The 19,032-nt window shown below is 73.1% G+C and carries 1 protein-coding gene; it reads right to left on the bottom strand.

Annotated features, from left to right (window positions below):
* Positions 1-64: 64 nt before the first annotated feature.
* A complete protein-coding gene (locus OHS57_RS35380) occupies positions 65-18,892 on the bottom strand; it encodes a non-ribosomal peptide synthetase (RefSeq protein ID WP_328584597.1) in 18,828 nt (6,275 codons plus the stop codon).
* Positions 18,893-19,032 lie beyond the last annotated feature (140 nt).

Genomic DNA, 19,032 nt, shown 5'->3' with positions numbered 1-19,032 from the left:
CCTCTGTACGTGCGTGTGTGTGCGGGTGTCTGTGGCGGGTGTCTGTGGTGGATACGGGTGGTCGCTACGCCTGGGCGTGGTCGACGAGCGCGCGCAGCGCCGTGAACCACGTCTCGGCCAGGTCCCGTACGGCTTCCTCGGACAGCACGCCGTCCGGCCACGACCAGTGGGCGGCGAGCACGGGGCCGTCGGCCCTGTCCTCGGTGACGACGTTGATGCTCAGGGCGTGTCCTTCGCGCATCGCCGGCTCGGGGCCGATGTCGGCGTCGTCCTCCTCGGGTGCGTAGGACCAGTCGGTGGCCTCCGGGATCCCGAAGCGGCCCAGGTAGTTGAACTCGATCTGCGGGCTGTCGGCGACGGCGAGCACCGGCGCCGTCCGGGGGTTGAGATACCGCAGCAGACCGTAGCCGAGGCCGCCGGACGGCAGCGAGGCGAGATGCGACTTGACGTTCTCCAGGGCGTGTCCGGCCGAAGGGCCGCCGGACAGCGCGTCGGTGAGATCGACGGCGCCGGGGTCGAGGCGTACCGGGAAGACGCTGGTGAACCAGCCGACGGTACGTGACAGATCGGCGTCGTCGGCCACGTCCTGGGCGCGGCCGTGGCTCTCGACGTCGACGAGAACCGCGCTGGGCGCGGTGTCGCCGTGCCGGGTGCGCCAGTCGGCGACCGCCAGGCCGAGTCCGGTCAGCAGCACGTCGTTGACGTCGGCGCCGAGCGCGGCGGGGACGGCCGACAGCAGCGGTCCTGTCCGGTCCGCGTCCAGCCGCAGCGCCAACTCCCTCACGGTGGCAGCGGTGTCCATCTCCGGGTCGAGCGGCCGGACCAGCGGAAGCGGTTCGACACCGTCCAGCACGCCGGTCCACAGGGGCAGTTCGGCTTCCCGCACCGGTTCCAGGGCCTGTGCGGCGAGCAGCCGTGACCATCGGGCGAACGAGGTCTCGACCGGGGCCAGTTCAGGTGTGCGGCCGGCTGCGACGTCCTGCCAGGCGGCGGCCAGGTCGGGCAGCAGGACGCGCCAGGAGACACCGTCCACGACCAGGTGGTGCGCCATCAGCAGCAGCCGTCCCGGCCGGTCGCCCGCGTCGAACCAGACGGCCTTGACGACGTCGCCCGCCTCGGGGTCCAGCTCCGAGCGGGTGGCCTTCGCCCGTTCGGCGACGGCCTCACGCAGCGCGGCGGCGTCGAGTCCTCTCACATCGGCGCGTGCGATCCAGGTGTCGGTGTCGACCGTCCCCACCGCGGGGACGTCGAGGGTCCACTCGCTCCCGGTACGGACGAGCCGGGCCCGGAGCAGGTCGTGCCGGTCGGCCAGTGCCCGCAGCACGGCGGCGAGCTTCGGCCGGTCGAGTGCGGCCGGGGTCTGCACCAGCGCGGCCTGGTGGTAGCCCTGGAAGGGGCCGCCGAGTTCGCGCAGCCAGTGCATGACCGGGGTCAGCGGGATGCGGCCGGTGCCGTCGTCCGGTGTGCGGGGCGCGCCGGTCACGTCGGCGGGTGTGCCGGCGACGGCGGCGAGCGCGGCCACCGTACGGTGCCGGAAGACCAGCCTCGGCGTGATCCGGATGCCCGCCGCCCGCGCCCTGCTGACGAGTTGCATGGCGACGATGCTGTCGCCGCCGAGGGTGAAGAAGTCGTCGTCGACCCCGATCTGCGGCAGGCCGAGCACGTCGGCGAAGACCTCGCTCAGTCCCTTCTCCAGGGCGGTGCGTGGTGCCCGGCCCGTGGAGACAGCGGTGAAGTCGGGGGCGGGCAGGGCCTTCCGGTCGAGTTTGCCGTTGGCGAGCGACGGGAGCCGGTCCAGCAGGACGACGGCCGCCGGGACCATGTAGTCGGGGAGGAGCCCCGCGACGTGGCCGCGCAGCTCGGCCGGGTCCGGCGCGTGTCCGGCCGCGGGGACGACGTACGCCACCAGCTGGGTCCGCGGGCCGTCCTGACGGGCCGTCACCACGACCTGCCCGGTGTCGGGCCTGTCGGCGAGTACGGCCTCGATCTCGGCCGGCTCGATGCGGAAGCCGCGGATCTTCACCTGGTCGTCGGCCCTGCCGAGGTAGTCGATGCGCCCGTCGGCCGTCCAGCGTGCCAGGTCGCCGGTCCGGTAGAGCCGGGATCCCGGCGGGCCGAACGGGTCGGCGACGAATCGCTCGGCCGTCAGCGCGGGCCTGCCGAGATAGCCGCGCGCCAGGCCGCCGCCCGCCAGATACAGCTCGCCGGTCACGCCGGGCGGTACGGGGAGCAGGGCGTCGTCGAGTACGTAGGCGCGGGTGCCGGCCACCGGCCGTCCGACGAGGGGCCGTTCGCTGTCGCGTACCCGTGCGACGAGCGCGTCGACGGTCGACTCCGTCGGCCCGTACAGGTTGTACGCCTCCGTGCCGCGCAGCCCGCCGAGCCGGTCCCACAGTGCCTGCGGTACGGCTTCCCCGCCGACGCCGACCACGGCGAGCGGGCAGCTGTCGCCCTGGACGAGCCCGGTCTCCGCCATCTGGGCGAAGAACGACGGTGTCACTTCGAGGAAGTCGAAGCCGTGCTCGACCACGGCGGCGGCCAGCAGTTCGGGGTCGCGGCGGGTCTCCTCGGACACCACATGGACGCAGTGTCCGTCCAGCAGCCACAACTGGGGCTGCCAGGAGGCGTCGAAGGAGAAGGACCAGGCGTGCCCGGCCCGCAGATGGCGCCGTCCGGTGGCGGCCACCGCCGGTTCGTACAGGGTCGCGCGGTGGCTGTGGAAGAGGTTGCCGACGGTCTCGTGCGTGACGACGACGCCCTTGGGCCGTCCCGTGGAGCCGGACGTGTAGATCACATAGGCCGGGTGGCGCGGTTCGAGCGCGGCCGTGCGGTCGGCGTCGGTGAGGTCGGTGCCGTCCTGCGCGGCGAGCCGGGCGACGGTGTCCGGGTCGTCCGTCAGCAGCAGGGGCACATCGGCGGCGCCGGGCGGTGTGTCGGGAAGGGCGCCGGCGAGTTCCCGGGTGGTGAGCACGGCGACCGGCCGGGCCTCCGCCAGGATCTCGGCGGTGCGGGCGGGCGGGGTGTCCGGGTCGAGCGGCAGATAGGCGGCGCCCGTCTTCTGCGCGGCCAGGACGGCCAGCAGTGTCCTGGCGGTACGGGGCAGCGCCAGGGCGACGATCCGCTCGGGTCCCGCGCCGTGTCCGACGAGCAGCCGGGCGAGCCGGTTGGCCTCGGCGTTGAGGTCGGCGTAGCTGAGTTCCAGCCCGTCGGACGCGACCGCCGGGGCCTCGGGTGACGTGCGGACCTGCTGCTCGAACAGGGCGGGCACGGTGGTCGCCGGGGCCGGCGCCGGACGGTCCTGCGGACCCGCCACCAGCAGCGCGCGCTCGGCGTCGCCGAGGATGTCGACGCGGGTGAAGCGGGTCTCGGGGTCGGCCGCGACCGCGCGCAGGATCCGCAGCAGCCGCTCGGCGAACGTCCGGGCGGTTGCCGGGTCGAAGAGGTCGGTGCTGTACTCCAGCACCCCGTCCACGCCGCCTCCTTCGGCCTGTTCCACGAAGTCGAAGGACAGGTCGAACTTGGCCGTGGTCTGGCCGACCTCCATCCGGCGCGAGTCCGGTCCCGGCAGACCCGCGTCGTCGCCGCCCGCGGCCAGATAGACGACCATCACCTGGAACAGCGGGTGGCGTGCGAGCGACCTGGCCGGGTTCAGCACCTCGACGAGACGCTCGAAGGGCACGTCCTGGTTGTCGAAAGCGGCCAGATCGAACTCCCGCACCCGGCCGAGCAGTTCACGGAAGGTCGGGTCGCCGGAGGTGTCGGTGCGCAGCACCAGTGTGTTGAGGAAGAAGCCCACCAGGTCTTCGAGCCGCTGGTCGGTGCGCCCGGAGATGGGGCTGCCGAGCGGGATGTCGGTGCCCGCGCCGAGCCGGGTCAGCAGCGCGGCGACGGCGGCCTGGACGACCATGAACATACTGACGTCGCAGGAGCGGGCGAGGCGGCGCAGACCGTCGGCCAGTTCGGCGTCGAGTGACAGGTCTGCGGCGCCGCCCCGGTAGCTCGCCTCGGCCGGACGCGCCCGGTCGGCGGGGAGCGCCAGCTCCTCCGGGACACCGGCCAGCGCCTGCTCCCAGAAGCTGATCTGACGGGACGTCAGACTTGCCGGGTCCTTCTCGTCGCCGAGCACTTCGCGCTGCCACAGGGTGTAGTCGGCGTACTGGACGGGCAGCGGCGACCAGTCGGGGGCCAGACCCGCCGACCGTGCGGCGTAGGCGGTGCCCAGGTCGCGGGTGAGGGCCAGGTCCGACCACTCGTCGCCGGCGATGTGGTGCAGCAGGACGAGCAGGACGTGCTCGTCGTCGGCCAGTTGGAACAGGGTGACCCGCAGCGGTGGCTCACGGTCGAGTTCGAACCCGTGGTCGGCGGCCTCCGCCAGCAGTCCGGCGACGGTGTCCTCGGTGGCCGGGACCCGCACCACCGGGATCGTGGTGTCCGCGGGATCCAGGATCTGCTGGTAGGCCTGCCCGTCCTCCTGGGGGAAGACGGTGCGCAGGGTCTCGTGGCGCGTGGCGAGGTCCTGTACGGCGGTGGTCAGCGCGTCGGCGTCGAGGGCGCCGGTCAGCCGCCAGGCTGCCGGGATGTTGTAGGTGGGTCCCGCACCTTCCACCTGGTAGAGGACCCAGAGCCTGCGCTGGGCCGAGGAGAGCGGCAGCCGCTCGGGGCGCGGCCGTGCGGCCAGTGCGGGCCTGGCCTCGCGTGCGGCGCCGAGACGTTCGGCGAGCCGCGCCACGGTGGGCGCGTCGAAGACGGTACGCAGCGACACCTCGGCGGCGAGCGCCGTCCTGATCCGGCTGACCAGCCGCATGGCGAGCAGGGAGTGGCCGCCGAGGGCGAAGAAGTCGTCGTCGACCCCGACCTGCGGCACACCGAGTACGTCGGCGAACTCGGCGCACAGGATCTCCTCGCGCGGGGTACGCGGCCCGCGCCCCGCCACCGGCGCGGGCGCGTCGGGCACGGGCAGCGCCGCGCGGTCGAGCTTGCCGTTGACGGTGCGCGGCAGGGACTCCAGGGTCACCAGGGCCGCGGGGACCATATGGGCGGGCAGCGAGGCGGCGGCGTGCGCGCGCAGCTCCGCGTGGTCGGGGGTGCGCCCCTGCGCCGGTACGACGTATCCGACGAGCCGCTGGTCTCCCGGGGTGTCCTCCCGTACGACCACGGCCACGGTCGCGACGTCGGGGTGCGCGGTGAGCAGGGACTCGATCTCGCCGAGTTCGATGCGGAAGCCGCGCAGCTTGACCTGGTCGTCGGTGCGGCCGAGGAATTCGACGGTGCCGTCGCGGCGGCGCCTGGCCCGGTCCCCGGTGCGGTACATGCGCGTGCCGGGTGCGCCGAACGGATCGGCGGTGAACCGCTCCGCGGTCAGTCCTGGCCGGCCGAGGTAGCCGCGGGCGAGACCTTCACCGGCGAGATAGAGCTCTCCCGCCATCCCTGCGGGGACCGGCCGCAGGGCGGCGTCCAGCACATGGGCGCGGATGTTGCCCACGGGCGCGGCCCAGGGCTGCCGCCCGTCCCGTACGTCGCCGCCGTGCAGGCCGTAGGCGTCGACGGCGCACTCCGTCGGACCGTACAGATCGTGCACCACGGTGTCGGGCAGCGCGCACAGCCACTGCCACAGGGACGCGGGGGTGGCTTCGCCGCCGACGGTGAGGACGGCGGGTGCGTGGTGGCCCGCTGCCAGGAAGCCGTGGTGGATCAGCTCCCTGAGGTAGGTGGGGGTGAGGTCGACGAAGTCGATGCGCCAGGTGTCGAGATAGCCGACGAGGGCGGCGGGGTCGGTCATGGTGGTCTCGTCGGTCACATGCAGTTCATGGCCGGCGAGCAGCCACAGCAGGGGTTCCCAGGACCCGTCGAAGCTGAAGGACGCGGCGTGCACGGCGCGCAACGCCCGTCCTTCGGCGGCGCGTTCGGCGGGGGCGATCAGGTCCTGGTACTGGGCGGCGAAGAAATTGCTCAGCCCGCGGTGGGTTCCGATCACTCCCTTGGGGGTGCCGGTGGATCCTGAGGTGAAGATGACGTACGCGGCGGATTCGGGGTGCGCGCGGTGCGGTGTGAGGGCCGGCGCCGTGTCCGCCGCGGGTACGGGCAGTGGCTCGTCGTCCAGCAGCAGCCGGGCGTGTGCGGTGTCCGGCAGCTTCGCCGCGAGGGCGCGGGTGCTGAGCACGCACAGCGGGGCCGCTTCGTCCAGCATGAACGCGAGCCGGTCGGCGGGGTATTCGGGGTCGAGGGGCAGATAGGCGGCGCCGGTCGCGAGCACCGCGAGGATGGCGGGGACCAGTTCGGCCCGGGGCAGCGCCAGGGCGACGACCTCGCCGGGACCCGCGCCGTGTCCGCGCAGGATCTCGCCGAGGGTGTCGGCGCGTGCGGACAGCTCGCCGAAGGTCGTCCGGCCGGCGCCGGTGACCAGGGCTGTGGCGTCCGGTGTGCGGCGTGCCGTATCGGCGAACAGCTCGGGCACGGTGCGGGGTTCGACGGGCCGGTCGGTGTCGTTCCAGCTCGTCAGGGCCGCGACACTCTCGGCCTCCGTGAGGACCCGCAGCTCGGCGACGGGCCGGTCGGGGTCCGCCGCGATCTGTGTCAGCAGGGCCAGCAGGCGTTCGACAAGGGCGTCCGCCGTCTCGCGGTCGGCCAGGTCGGTGGCGTATTCGAGCAGCAGCCCGACGGGGTGTTCGGGCCCGTGGTCCACGAAGGTGAAGTCCAGGTCGAACTTGGCCATGCCGGTGTCCATGTCGGCCCATTCGGTCGCCAGGCCCAGCATGGTCTGGTCGCCTTCGGGACGGTGGTGGTAGCCGAGCATGACCTGGAAGAGCGGGTTGCGGTCCGCCGCGCGCGCCGGGTTGACGGCCTCCACCACCCGGTCGAAGGGCAGATCCTGGTGCTCGAAGGCGGCCAGCGCCGACTCCCGCACCCGGGCGAGGAGTTCACCGAACGTCGGGTCGCCCGACAGGTCGGTGCGCAGGACGAGTGTGTTGACGAAGAAGCCGACCAGGTCGTCGGTGGCCGCGTCGGTGCGGCCGGCGATGGGCGCGCCGAGGGGGATGTCGTCCCCGGCACCGAGCCGGTGCAGCAGGGCCGCGGTCGCCGCCTGGAACAGCATGAACATACTGACGCCGCGCTCCCCCGACAGGTCGCGCAGCGCGCTGCCGACCTCGGTGGGCAGGGTCCCGCGCACGGTGTCGGCGCGGCCGGTCGCCGTGGCGGCGGGCGGGCGCGGCCGGTCGAGGGGCAGGGTGAGATCGTCGGGCAGCGCGCGCAGGGTCTCGGTCCAGTAGGCGAGTTGCCGTTCCCCCACGTCGGCGAGGAGCTGGTCCTGCCACAGGGTGTAGTCGGCGTACTGCACGGGAAGCGGTGTGAAGTTCGGCGGCCGGCCGGTGGTGCGCGCCGCGTAGGCGGCGTTGAGGTCGCCCAGGAACGGCCGGTCGGACCACTCGTCGGTGGTGATGTGGTGCAGCACGACAGCCACCACATGGTCGGCGGCGCCGCACCTCAGCACCTCGGCCCGCAGCGGGAGTTCGCTGCTGAGGTCGAACGGGCGGCGCTGGGCGGCGGTGACGAAGGCGGCCAGTTCGGCGTCGTCGTCACCCGCGCGGTCCGTGACGGTGAAGGGGACCTGCGCCTCGTCGGCGGGGACGATCCGCTGGTACGGCTCGCCGTCGTGCTGCTCGAACCGGGTACGCAGCGACTCGTGCCGCCCCGCCACATCGGTGAGGGCCGACCGCAGCGCGGCCAGGTCCAGTTCGCCGCGCAGCCGGAAGACCAGCGGGAAGTTGTAGGCGACCCCGCCGCCGGTGCCGGTGCCGCCAGTGATCTGCTCGACCAGCCACAGCCTGCGCTGGGCCGCCGAGAGCGGGATCCGCCCCGGCCGGGGTACGGCAGGGCGCAGCGTGGGCCTGGCCGGCCTGCGGTCGCCGGTCCTGGCGGCGAGCAGGGCGGGGGTGGGTGCCTCGAAGAGGTCACGGATGGCGAGTTCGGCGCCGAGTTCGGTACGGGCCCTGCTGATCAGCCGGGTGGCGAGCAGCGAATGGCCGCCGAGGTCGAAGAAGTTGTCGTCGGCGCCGAGGGCGACCAGACCGAGGACGTCGGCGAAGAGCCGGCAGAGCGTCTCCTCCTCGGGGGTCTCAGGGCCGCGCCCCGAGGTGCCGGCCGATACGGGTTCGGGTTGCGGGAGCGCCCGGACGTCGAGTTTGCCGTTGGCGTTCATCGGCAGCGCGGGCACCACGACGAAGGCCGCGGGGACCATGTAGGCGGGCAGCCGGTCCTTCAGGTCGTCGCGCAGCCTCCGTACGAGCGTCCCGGAACCGCGCGCCGCCGTCGGGGTGTTGGCGTGCGGGCGCGTGCGGCCCCCCGCCTGGTAGAGGCCGGCGGTGAGCCGGGGCGCCGAGGTGAGCGCGTCGCGCAGGAACACCACGTCGTAGCGGCCGAGTTCGTCGGACCAGGTGGTGAGGGTGCGGTAGCCGCGTACCGTGCCGAGCGCCCGGAGCGCTTCGGGCTCCACTCCCCCGGCCGGTGCGCCGAGGCGCTGCGGCCGTCCCTCGTCGAGGGCGCGCATGGCGGCCAGTTCGCCGGTCGTGCGCGCGTCGGGGACCTGGCTCACCCGCAGCCGCTCCGGGCGCTCCTCGTCCAGCTGGGCGGCGAGCGCGTCCGCGCCGGGCCACCGGACGACGGGGGTCCCGGCGAGGGAGAGGGCTTCGGTGTCGTGCCGGTACAGGACGGCGTCGTAGCGGTGCCGGGTCAGCTCGTTCTGGTAGGTCCCGGTCTTGGTGCGCAGGTCGACGCCGTAGCCGAGGGTGGTGAAGTAGTCCGGGTCGACGAGGAGTTCCTTCTCCAGGGCGATGCCCCGGTCGACGGCCCTGCGCAGCGCGGCGGGATCGGTGTCGTCGTCGGCGCGCGCGAACTGGATCGCGGACTGGAAGACCCGGGCCGAGCGCAGATTGCGGACGTCCCCGACGAACAGCGCGCCACCGGGGGCGAGGAGTTCCATGGCGCCGGTGATGACCTGGGTGAGGTGGTCGGCGCTCGGGAAGTACTGGATGACCGAGTTGATGACGATCGTGTCGAAGAAGCCCTGCGGCAGGCCGTCCGTCACATCCGCCGCCTGGCAGCGCAGTTCGACCGTGGCCGCGAGTTCGGGAACGCTCCGCAGATCCTGCGCGATCTTGCGGATGACGGGTTCGGCGAAGTCGGTCGCCCAGTAGGCCTCGGCTTCTGGGGCGAGTTGGGAGAGGAGCAGCCCTGAGCCGACTCCGATCTCCAGGATCCGGCGCGGCCGCAGTTCGCGGATGCGCTCGACCGTGGCCGCCCGCCATTCGCGCATGTGCGGGACCGGGATGGGAGCGCCGTCGTACGAGCTGTCCCAGCCGGCGAAGTCCTCGGTGAGTACGGCGGTGCTGATCTCGGTGTATTCGGCGGAGTAGATCTCCTCCCACTCACCGATCTGTTCGCGCTCCGCCTGCTGCCGTGCGTCACCGGTGAGTTCGGCCGGTACGACATAGCCGGTCAGCCGCTTCGTACCGGGCGCCGCCGGGTCGTCGGACGCGACGACGGCGGCCTGGCCGACCTGCGGGTGCTGGGCCAGTACGGTCTCGATCTCGCCGAGTTCGACGCGGTAGCCGCGCACCTTGACCTGGTCGTCGGTGCGGCCGAGGAAGTCGATGATGCCGTCCTGGCGGCGCCGTACGAGGTCGCCGGTGCGGTACATCCGCTCGCCCGGCAGGCCGTACGGGTCGGCGAGGAACCGCTCGGCGGTGAGTCCCGGCCGGCCGAGGTAGCCGCGTGCCAGGCCCACGCCCGCGATGTACAACTCGCCGGGCACACCGTCCGGTACGGGGCGCAGCCAGCCGTCGAGGATGTGCGCGCGGGTCGCGCGGATGGGCCTGCCGACGGTCGGGGTCGCGCTGTCGTGCGTACCGCCGCCGAGGGTGTTGATGGTGTATTCGGTCGGCCCGTAGAGGTTGTAGCCGTAGGTGCCTTCGGTGTCGCGCAGCCGGTTCCACACCGCTTCGGTGACCGCTTCGCCGCCGAGCAGGACCAGTGGCGGCAGATGGCCTTCGAGCAGCCCCTCCTCGATCAGCAGATGCGCGTAGGTCGGGGTGACGTTGACGACGTCCACCTGGTGGGTCTCGCAGTACGCGACCAACGCTTGTGCGTCGCGGCGCAGTTCCTCGTCGCAGATGTGCACCTCGTGTCCCTCGACGAGCCACAGCAGCTCTTCCCAGGACATGTCGAAGGCGAACGAGACGGTGTGGGCGATGCGCAGCCGGCGCCCGCCGGCCGAGGCGATGGCGGGGCCGAAGATCTCCTTGCGGTGGTTGAGATGCATGTTGGTCAGCCCGCGGTAGGGCGTGACGACGCCCTTGGGCCGGCCGGTGGAGCCTGAGGTGTAGATGACGTAGGCCGGGTGGTCGAGGCTGAACTCGACGTGCACCGGGGCGCCGGGCAGCGCCGCCAGCTCGGCCTGGAGCGACGGGTCGTCCAGCAGGAGGTGCGCGGGCCCGCTCTCGCCGTCGCTCTGCCCGTCGCCCTCGCCCGGCTGTGCGAGCTTCCGTGCGGCGGCGCTCGTGGTGAGGAGCAGCAGCGGCGCGGCGTCCCGCAGGGTCAGGGCGAGCCGGTCGGCCGGGTGGTCGAGTTCCAGCGGCAGATAGGCGGCGCCGGTGCGCAGTACGGCGAACAGCGCGACGACCATGTCGAGGGAGCGGGGCAGGGCGAGCGCGACGACCTGCTCGGGGGCAGCGCCGCGTGCGATCAGCAGTCGTGCCAACCGGTCGCAGCGCGCGTCGAGTTCGGCGTAGGTCAGGGTCTGCTCGCCGAAGACGAGCGCTGTCGCGCCGGGGGTGCGGGCCGCCTGCGCGGCGAGCATGTCGGCGATGGTCTCCTGCGGTACGGGCTCCCGGCTCGCCTCGTTGCGCGCCGCCAAGGTGTCGCGCTCGGCGCTGAGCAGCGGGTCGAGGCTGCCGATCCGGGCGTCCGGGTCCTCGACCAGCCGGTCAAGCAGCAGGGTGAAGCGGGCCAGCAGGCTCTCGGCGTACGGGCCGGTGATCAGATCGGGGCGGTGGGCGAGGGTGACCCGGATCCGGTGGCCGGGCGTGACCACGAGATTGACCGGGTAGTGCGTGGCGTCGACGTTGGCGACCGCCGTGGCGCCGTGCCGGTCGCGCAGTTCGGCCAGCCGCTCCTCGGTGTCGGCGTTGCGCAGCACGAAGAGGGTGTCGAAGAGGCGGCGGTGTCCGGTCTCGGCCTGGAGGACGCCGAGCCCCAGGTATTCGTGCGGCATCAGGTCGAGCCGCTCCGCCTGGATCCTGCGCAGCAGGGCGACGACCGGCTCGGCCGGGTCGTAGGCGATGCGCGCGGGGACGGTGTTGAGGAACATCCCGATGACGTTCCCGACGTCCGGCACCTCGCTGGGCCGTCCTGCGACGGTGGTGCCGAACACCACGTCGGTGCGGCCGGTCGCACTGGCGAGCGCCAGTCCCCAGGCGGCGTTGAGCACGGTGTTGAGGGTGAGGCCGTGCCGGCGGGCGGTGTCGCGCAGCCGGTCGCTCGCCTCGGCGGACAGGACGGCGTCGAGGCTTGCGGGGATGACGGGTTCGAGGCCCCGGTCGGCGGCCGCCGGTGCGAGCAGGGTCGGTTCGTCGAGGCCGTCGAGGGCCGCGCGCCATGCGCGGGTGGCGTCGCCGGTGTCCTGGCGGTCGAGCCAGTGCAGGTAGTCGCGGTACGACCCGGGGCGCGCGAGGGCGTCGGCGGCGCCGCCGCTCTCGTACAGGGCGAAGAGCTGATCGAGGAAGAGCCAGGCCGACCAGCCGTCCCAGAGGATGAGGTGGCGGCCGATGACGAGCCGGTCGCCGCGCTCGTCGCCGAGCCGCACCAGCAGCATGCGCAGCAGCAGCGGGCGGCTGAGGTCGAACTTGCGGCCGCCTTCCTCGTCCAGCAACTCGCGCAGCCGGGCGTCCTGTTCGGCTGCGGGGAGCTGCGACAGGTCGGCCTCGGTGAGCGGGATCTCGGGGTCGGCGACGATGAACTGGACGGGGCGCTGCTGTCCTTCGCTGGTGAACCCCGCGCGCAGACTGGGGTGCCGCGCCAGCAGCACCCGCGCCGCCTCGCGCAGCCGGCCGGCGTCGAGCGGGGTGGCGAAGTCGAACGACTCGTGGACGGTGTAGACGTCGAGGGCGCTGTCGTCGTAGGTCGAGTGGAAGAAGAGACCTTCCTGGAGGGGTGCGAGCGGCCAGATGTCCTCGACGGCGCCGGGGGCGGCGACGGCCTCGACGCGCGCCCGCTCCTCGGCGCTGAGGGTGAACTCCGGTGCGGGGCCGGGGGTTCGCCCTGCGTCGGAGAGGGTGGTCGCCGCGGCTGCCAGGGCGGCCGGGGTGCGGTGTTCGAAGATGTCGCGCGGGCTGAGTACGAGTCCGGCGCGGCGGGCGCGGCCCGCCACCCCGATGGAGCTGATGCTGTCGCCGCCGAGGAGGAAGAAGTCGTCGTCCACGGAGACGCCGTCCGCCTTCAGCACGTCGGCGAAGATGTCGGTCATGGTCTGTTCGCGGGCGTCGCGCGGGGCGCGCGCCGGGGCCCGCTCGGCCTGCGGGGCGGGCAGCGCGGCCCGGTCCAGTTTGCCGCTCGGGGTCAGCGGGAGCGCGTCGAGCACCACATAAGCGGCGGGCACCATCGGCGCGGGCAGCGTGCCGGCCAGGGCTGTCCGCAGCGCGGCCGGGTCGGGGGCGGCGTCGTTCGCGGGGACGACATAGGCGACGAGCGCGTTGTCGCGTACGACGACCGCCGTCTGCGCCACGTCGGCCAGGCCGACGAGAGCGGCTTCGATCTCGCCGAGTTCGATGCGGTTGCCGCGCAGCTTGACCTGCCGGTCGGTGCGCCCGAGGTAGTCGAGCGTCCCGTCGGCGCGCCGCCGGACCAGGTCGCCGGTGCGGTACATGCGGCTGCCCGCCGCGCCGTACGGGTCGACGGTGAACCGCTCGGCGGTGAGTGACGGGCGGCGGTGGTAGCCGCGTGCCAGCTGCGGTCCGGTGAGGTACAGCTCCCCCGGCACCCCGTCCGGCACCGGCCGCAGGCAACTGTCGAGCACGCGAAGGCCGGTGTTCCACACGGGCCGCCCGATCGGCACGGTCGTGTCCTGCGCTCCGTCGTACCTGTGGTGGGTCACATCGACGGCGGCCTCGGTCGGCCCGTACAGGTTGTGCAGCGGAACGCCGGTGAGCGCGTGCCAGCGCGCGGCGGCGGATCCGGGCAGCGCCTCGCCGCTGCTGAAGACACGGCGCAGCGACCCGGCCCACGCGGGGTCGTCGGTGACGTCGTCGGCCTGGAGGAACGCTTCGAGCATGGACGGCACGAAGTGCATGGTGGTGACGCCCTGTTCGGCGACGAGCGCGGCGAGGTACGACGGGTCGCGGTGCCCTTCGGGCTTGGCGAGGACGACGGTCGCACCCTGGAGGAGCGGCCAGAAGAACTCCCAGACGGACACGTCGAAGCCGGCCGGTGTCTTCTGCAGCACCCGGTCGTCGGGGGCCAGACCGTACTCGTCCTGCATCCAGGCGAGCCGGTTGACGACGGCGCGGTGGGTGACGAGGACACCCTTGGGGCGGCCCGTGGACCCGGATGTGTAGATGAGGTACGCCGGGTCGTCGCCGGTCGCTGCCCGGGGTGCGGTCGCCGCGGCGCTTCCCACCTGGCCGTCCGGCACGTCGACGAGGAGCGCGGTCAGGCCCTCGACGGCGGGCAGACGCCCGGCGGCGGCCGTGGTCGTGACCACGGTGGTCGCGCCTGAATCGGTGAGCATATGGGTGATCCGGTCGGCCGGGTAGTCCAGGTCGACGGGCAGATAGGCGGCGCCGGACTTCAGTACGCCGAGGAGGGCGGCCATCAGCTCGGCGGAGCGCGGTACGGCGACGGCGACGACGGTGTCGGGTCCCGCTCCTGCCGCGCGCAGCCGGTCGGCCAACGCTTCGGCACGCCGGTCGAGTTGTGCGTAGCTGACGTGTTCGTCGCCGAAGATGACGGCGGTCGCGTCCGGGGTGCGGGCGGCCTGCTCGGCGAAGGCGGCGCCGAGGGTGGTCTCCGGGACGTCGTGTTCGGCGCCTGCGGAGTACGCCGCCACCTGCTCCGCGGGAGAGAGCAGTTCGATGCGGGCGAGCGGCTGCGCCGGGTCGTCCGCGAACGCCTCAAGAAGGCGGGACAGCCGGTCACCGATGCTGCGGACAGCTGCGCCGTCCAGCCGGTCGGCGTGGTGCTTCAGCCGCAGGTCGAGGCGGCGGCCGGGCTTCACGATGAGCGCGAGCGGATAGTGCACGGCGTCGTGGAACTCATGGCCGGTGATCCGGACAGTGCCCGAAGGATCGCGCAGGTCGGTGTCGGCCGGGTAGTTCTCGAACACGACCAGGGTGTCGAAGAGTTCGCCGCCGCCGGCGGGACCCGTGGTCCGCTGGATCTCGGCGAGGCCCAGGTGCTGGTGGGCGAGGAGCCGCGCCTGCTCGTCCTGGAGCCGGGTCAGCAGCTCCGCCGCCGTCTCGGCGGGCTGCCACGCCAGCCTGGTCGGCAGGGTGTTGATGAACAGGCCGACCATGGACTCGATGCCGTCGACCTCGCTGTCGCGTCCTGAGACGGTGGTCCCGAACAGCACGTCCTGACTGCCCGTCAGCCGGCCGATGAGCAGGCCCCAGGCGCCCTGGACGACGGTGCCGAGGGTGATGCCGTGCTCACGTGCGCGGGCGACGAGCCGGGCGGTGGTGCGCTCGGACAGTTCGACGCGCACCTGCTCGGGCCGTACGGGCGCGTCGCCCGCAGGGGCCTCGACCAGCCGCGTCGGTCCTTCCAGTCCGGCGAGTGCGCCGCGCCAGGTTTCCCGCGCCGCCGCGCGGTCGAGGCCCGCCAGCCGGCGCAGATGGTCACGGTACGGTGCGACGTCGGGCAGCGGCGGGGTGTCCGTACCGTACGACGCCATGAGTTCGCGGTGCAGCACCGGCAACGACCATCCGTCGGCGACGATGTGGTGGAACGTCAGCACGAGCGCGCTGCGGTCGGCGCCGAGGCGGACGAGTGCGCAGCGCAGCAGCGGCGGCCGGGCCAGGTCGAAGGGGACGGCGCGCTCGTCGGCCGCCACCGCTTCGGCCAACTGACCGCGTACCGGCTCGTCCTGCGCCGACAGGTCGACCTCGCGCCAGGGCAGCGCCGCCCGCTCCGTGATGATCTGCACCGGGTTGCCGTCGGGGCGCTGCCGGAAAGCGGCGCGCAGCGGGGCGTGCCGGTCGAGGAGTGTCTGCGCCGCGCGGCGCAGCGTGTCCCCGTCGACCGGTCCTGCCAGTTCCAGGATCTGCTGGACGACGTAGGAGTCCCGGTGCGATCCGTCCACGAGGGCGTGGAAGTAGAAGCCCTCCTGGAGCGGGGTGAGCGGCAGCAGTTCCTCGATCGCCAGGGGCTCGGCGCCCTGGATCGCGGCGAGTTCGTCGTCGGTGACCGTGACGAGCGGACCGCTGCGGTGTGCTGCCGCTTCCGGCGTCTCCGCTTCGGTGACCTCGGCGGCCTGGGCGAGCGCGGCGACGGTGCGGTGCCGGAACACGTCACGCGGGGTCAGCCGGAGACCGGCCTTGCGGGCGCCGATCAGCAGCCGGATCGCGGTGATGCTGTCGCCGCCGACGGCGAGGAAGTCGTCGTCGACGGTGACGGCGGACAGGCCGAGTACGTCGGCGAACAGCGCGCACAGCAGCTCTTCGCGGGCGTCCCGTGGGGCGCGGCCGGAGCTGAGGGCGCCGTAGTCGGGTGCGGGCAGCGCCTTCTCGTCGAGCTTGCCGCTGGGGGTGACGGGCAGTCGGTCGAGCGGCACGAAGGCTGCGGGCACCATGTGCTCGGGCAGCGAGGCGGCCGCGTGCGCGCGCAGGGTCTTCATCAGCGCGGTGATGTCGCGGAACGGGGCCGGCCGGTTGGCGTGCGGGAAGTCCAGGCCCGGGCGGTACGGCGCGCGGACGGCGGGTCCTTCGCCGGCCTGGAGGACGATGTCGAGGGCGCCGTCGTCGGCGTGCCCGCTCCAGGTGACGGCGGTCCGGTACCCGTGCCGGGCGGCGAGCGCCCGCAGGTCCTCGGGGTCGGCCGCGTGGACCGCGGGGCCGCTGCTGTCGTCCAGGGTGCGCAGTGCGGCCAGGTCCTCGGTGAGCCGGGCGTTGGGCACACCGGTGAGCCGCAGCCGGTCGGGTCCCGCGGCGAGCAGTTCGGCGAGGGCGTCGGGACGGCCGACCGCCGACCAGGCCATCTCCCGCTCCTCGGTGCCGGGTTCGGCCGCTTCCTGGCCGTCGTCGGTGGTTCGGGTGCGCAGGACGACGTCGTAGCGGTAGCGGCTCAGTTCGTTGTGGTGGGTGGCGCGCTTGACCAGTACGTCGGCCTCGAAGCCGTCGAGCGCGGCGAAGTAGTCGGGGTCGAGGAGCAGTTCCCCCTCCCAGGCGACGGACCGCTCGACCGCCGCGCGCAGGGCGCTCTTGTCGTCGTGGTCCCGCCGGCTCTCCACCGCCGCGCGCAGGGTGCGCAGCAGCCGCCGGTTGCGTACGTCGCCGACGAAGACACGGCCGCCGGGTGCCAGCAGCGCGGACACGTCGCGCAGGACGCCGGTGAGGTAGTCGGCGCTCGGGAAGTACTGGGCGACGGAGTTGATGACGACGGTGTCGAAGAAGCCGGTGGGCAGTCCCTCGACGTCGTGGGCGGGCTGGGCGCGCAGGTGCACCCGGTCCGCCAGTTCCGGCACGGCGGCGACCTGGGCGCGCAGCGCCCGCGTCGCCTCCTGGGAGAGGTCGGTGCCCCAGTACGTCTCGCACTCCGGCGCGAGCCGGGACAGGATCAGTCCGCTGCCGACGCCGATCTCCAGGACCTTTCCCGGGCTGCCCAGTTCGCGGATGCGGTCGACGGTGGCGTCGCGCCACTCGCGCATCTCCCCGACAGGGATGGGCAGTCCGTCGTACATGCTGTTCCAGCCGGCGAAGTTCTCCCGGAAGCCGTCGGAACCGGCCGCGCTGTAGAGCAGTTCGTGGAGGTCCTTCCACTCCTCGACCTGCCGGCTCTCGTCGGTCTCCCGGCGGGCGTCGAGGGCGGGGACCACATAGGCGGCGAGACGCCGCAGGCCCGGCTGGTCCTCGCGTGCCACGACGGCCGCCTGGCCGACGGCGGGATGGGCGCGCAGTACGGATTCGATCTCGCCGGGTTCGATGCGGAAACCCCGGATCTTGATCTGGGTGTCGGCGCGGCCGAGGAACTCCAGCCTGCCGTCGGGCTTCCAGCGCACCAGGTCGCCCGTGCGGTAGAGCCGTTCACCCGGCGCGCCGAAGGGATCGGCCACGAACCGCTCGGCGGTCAGCCCCGGCCTGCCGAGGTAACCGCGGGCGAGACCCGCTCCGCCGAGGTACAGCTCGCCGGGCACCCCGGCGGGGACCGGGCGCAGCCGCGCGTCCAGCACGTAGGCGCGGGTGCCGGGGTCGGGGACCCCGATGGGCACGACGGCGCCCGCGGGGATGTCCGGATCGCACAGGCCGAGCGTGGAGTTGGTGGTGGCCTCGGTCGGGCCGTACGCGTTGAACATCATCCGGCCGCGCGCGTACCGGCCGACCAGTTCGGGTGAGACGCGCTCGGTGCCCGCCAGCAGGGTGGCGCCCGGGGGCAGCAGGGCGTCGTCGGGCATGGCGGCGAGCAGCGCGGGCGGCAGGATCATGAACGTGATGCCGTGGGCGTTGGCGTAGTCGGCGAGCGCGGGGCCGGGTACCCGGAGTTCGGACGGTACGACGACGAGCCGGCCGCCGGACAGCAGCCCGAGGCAGAGGTCCCAGAAGGCGACGTCGAAGCTCGGTGAGGCGAACTGCAGGACGCGGCTGGCCGGTCCGATACCGAACCGCTCGGTCTGGGTGGCGACGAGCCCGGCGACGCCCGCGTGGGAGAGCACCACGCCCTTGGGGCGGCCGGTCGAACCCGAGGTGTAGATGACGTACGCGGCGTTGAGGGTGGTGAGCGCGGCGCCCCGGTCGGTGTCGGTGGGGTCGTGGGCGGGGCGGTCGGCCAACTCGGCCGCGGTCTCCGGCAGATCGAGCAGCAGGCGCGCCATGCCGCCCCTGCCGTCGGCACTGTGCCGGTCCTCGTCCGCCGGGATGTCGTCGGTGACGGCCGTGGTGGTGACGAGGCAGACCGGCTCGGCGTCGGCCAGCATGTAGCCGATCCGGTCGGCGGGATAGTCGCTGTCGACCGGCAAGTAGGCGGCGCCGGACTTGAGTACGGCGACCTCGGCGACGATCAGTTCCACCGACCTGGGCAGCGCCAGCGCAACCACGCGTTCGGGTCCGGCGCCCCGGGCGATCAGGGCGTGCGCGAGCCGGTTGGCCCGCTCGTCCAGCTCGGCGTAGCTGAGCCGCTGGTCCTCGAAGACGAGCGCGACCGCTTCGGGGCGCGCCTTCACCTGCTCGGCGAACAGGGCGGGCCAGGTGCCGGGGGTGACGGAGTGCTCCGTCGCGTTCCACTCGACGAGCACCCGGCGGCGTTCGGCCGGGGTGGTCAACTCCAGTTCGGTGACCGGCAGATCGGGGCGGGCCAGGGCGTCCGCGAGCAGCGTCCGGTAGTGGCCTTCGGTGTCGGTGCCGCTCTCCGTGTCGGCGCCGAAGGAGGCCCTGACTTCCACGGCCTCCGCGCGTGCGGCGGCCAGTGCCACCCCTGCCCGCCGGGTCAGTTCGCGGAACGTGGGCTCGTCGCCGAGTTCGATCCGTACCGGTTCCGCGGCGTCCCCGAGGGATATGTCCGGTGCCTGGCTGTACCGGTGTCGCAGCGCCACCCGGGCGGCGAGCAGTTCCTCGTCCGTGGCGGTACGTGCCGTCTCCGGCGCGAAGGCTTCGAGCAAGTGCCGCCAGTGGACCAGGACTTCTTCGATACCGGACACGATGGCCGCGCCTCCCCAGCAAGCAGTTCGGTGCCGGCTCGGTGGAGCCGGATTCGAGCCATACTAAGGTAAGGTTTACCTAATTCAACAGGCCGCACCCACCAGCACCCGTACGGGTGGCCTGCTCTACAGTTAAGGGC

The organism is Streptomyces sp. NBC_00370, assembly GCF_036084755.1.
GTDB lineage: Bacteria > Actinomycetota > Actinomycetes > Streptomycetales > Streptomycetaceae > Streptomyces.
The sequence above is the reverse complement of the archived record's forward strand: the minus strand, read 5'-3'. Positions and strand labels throughout refer to the sequence as shown.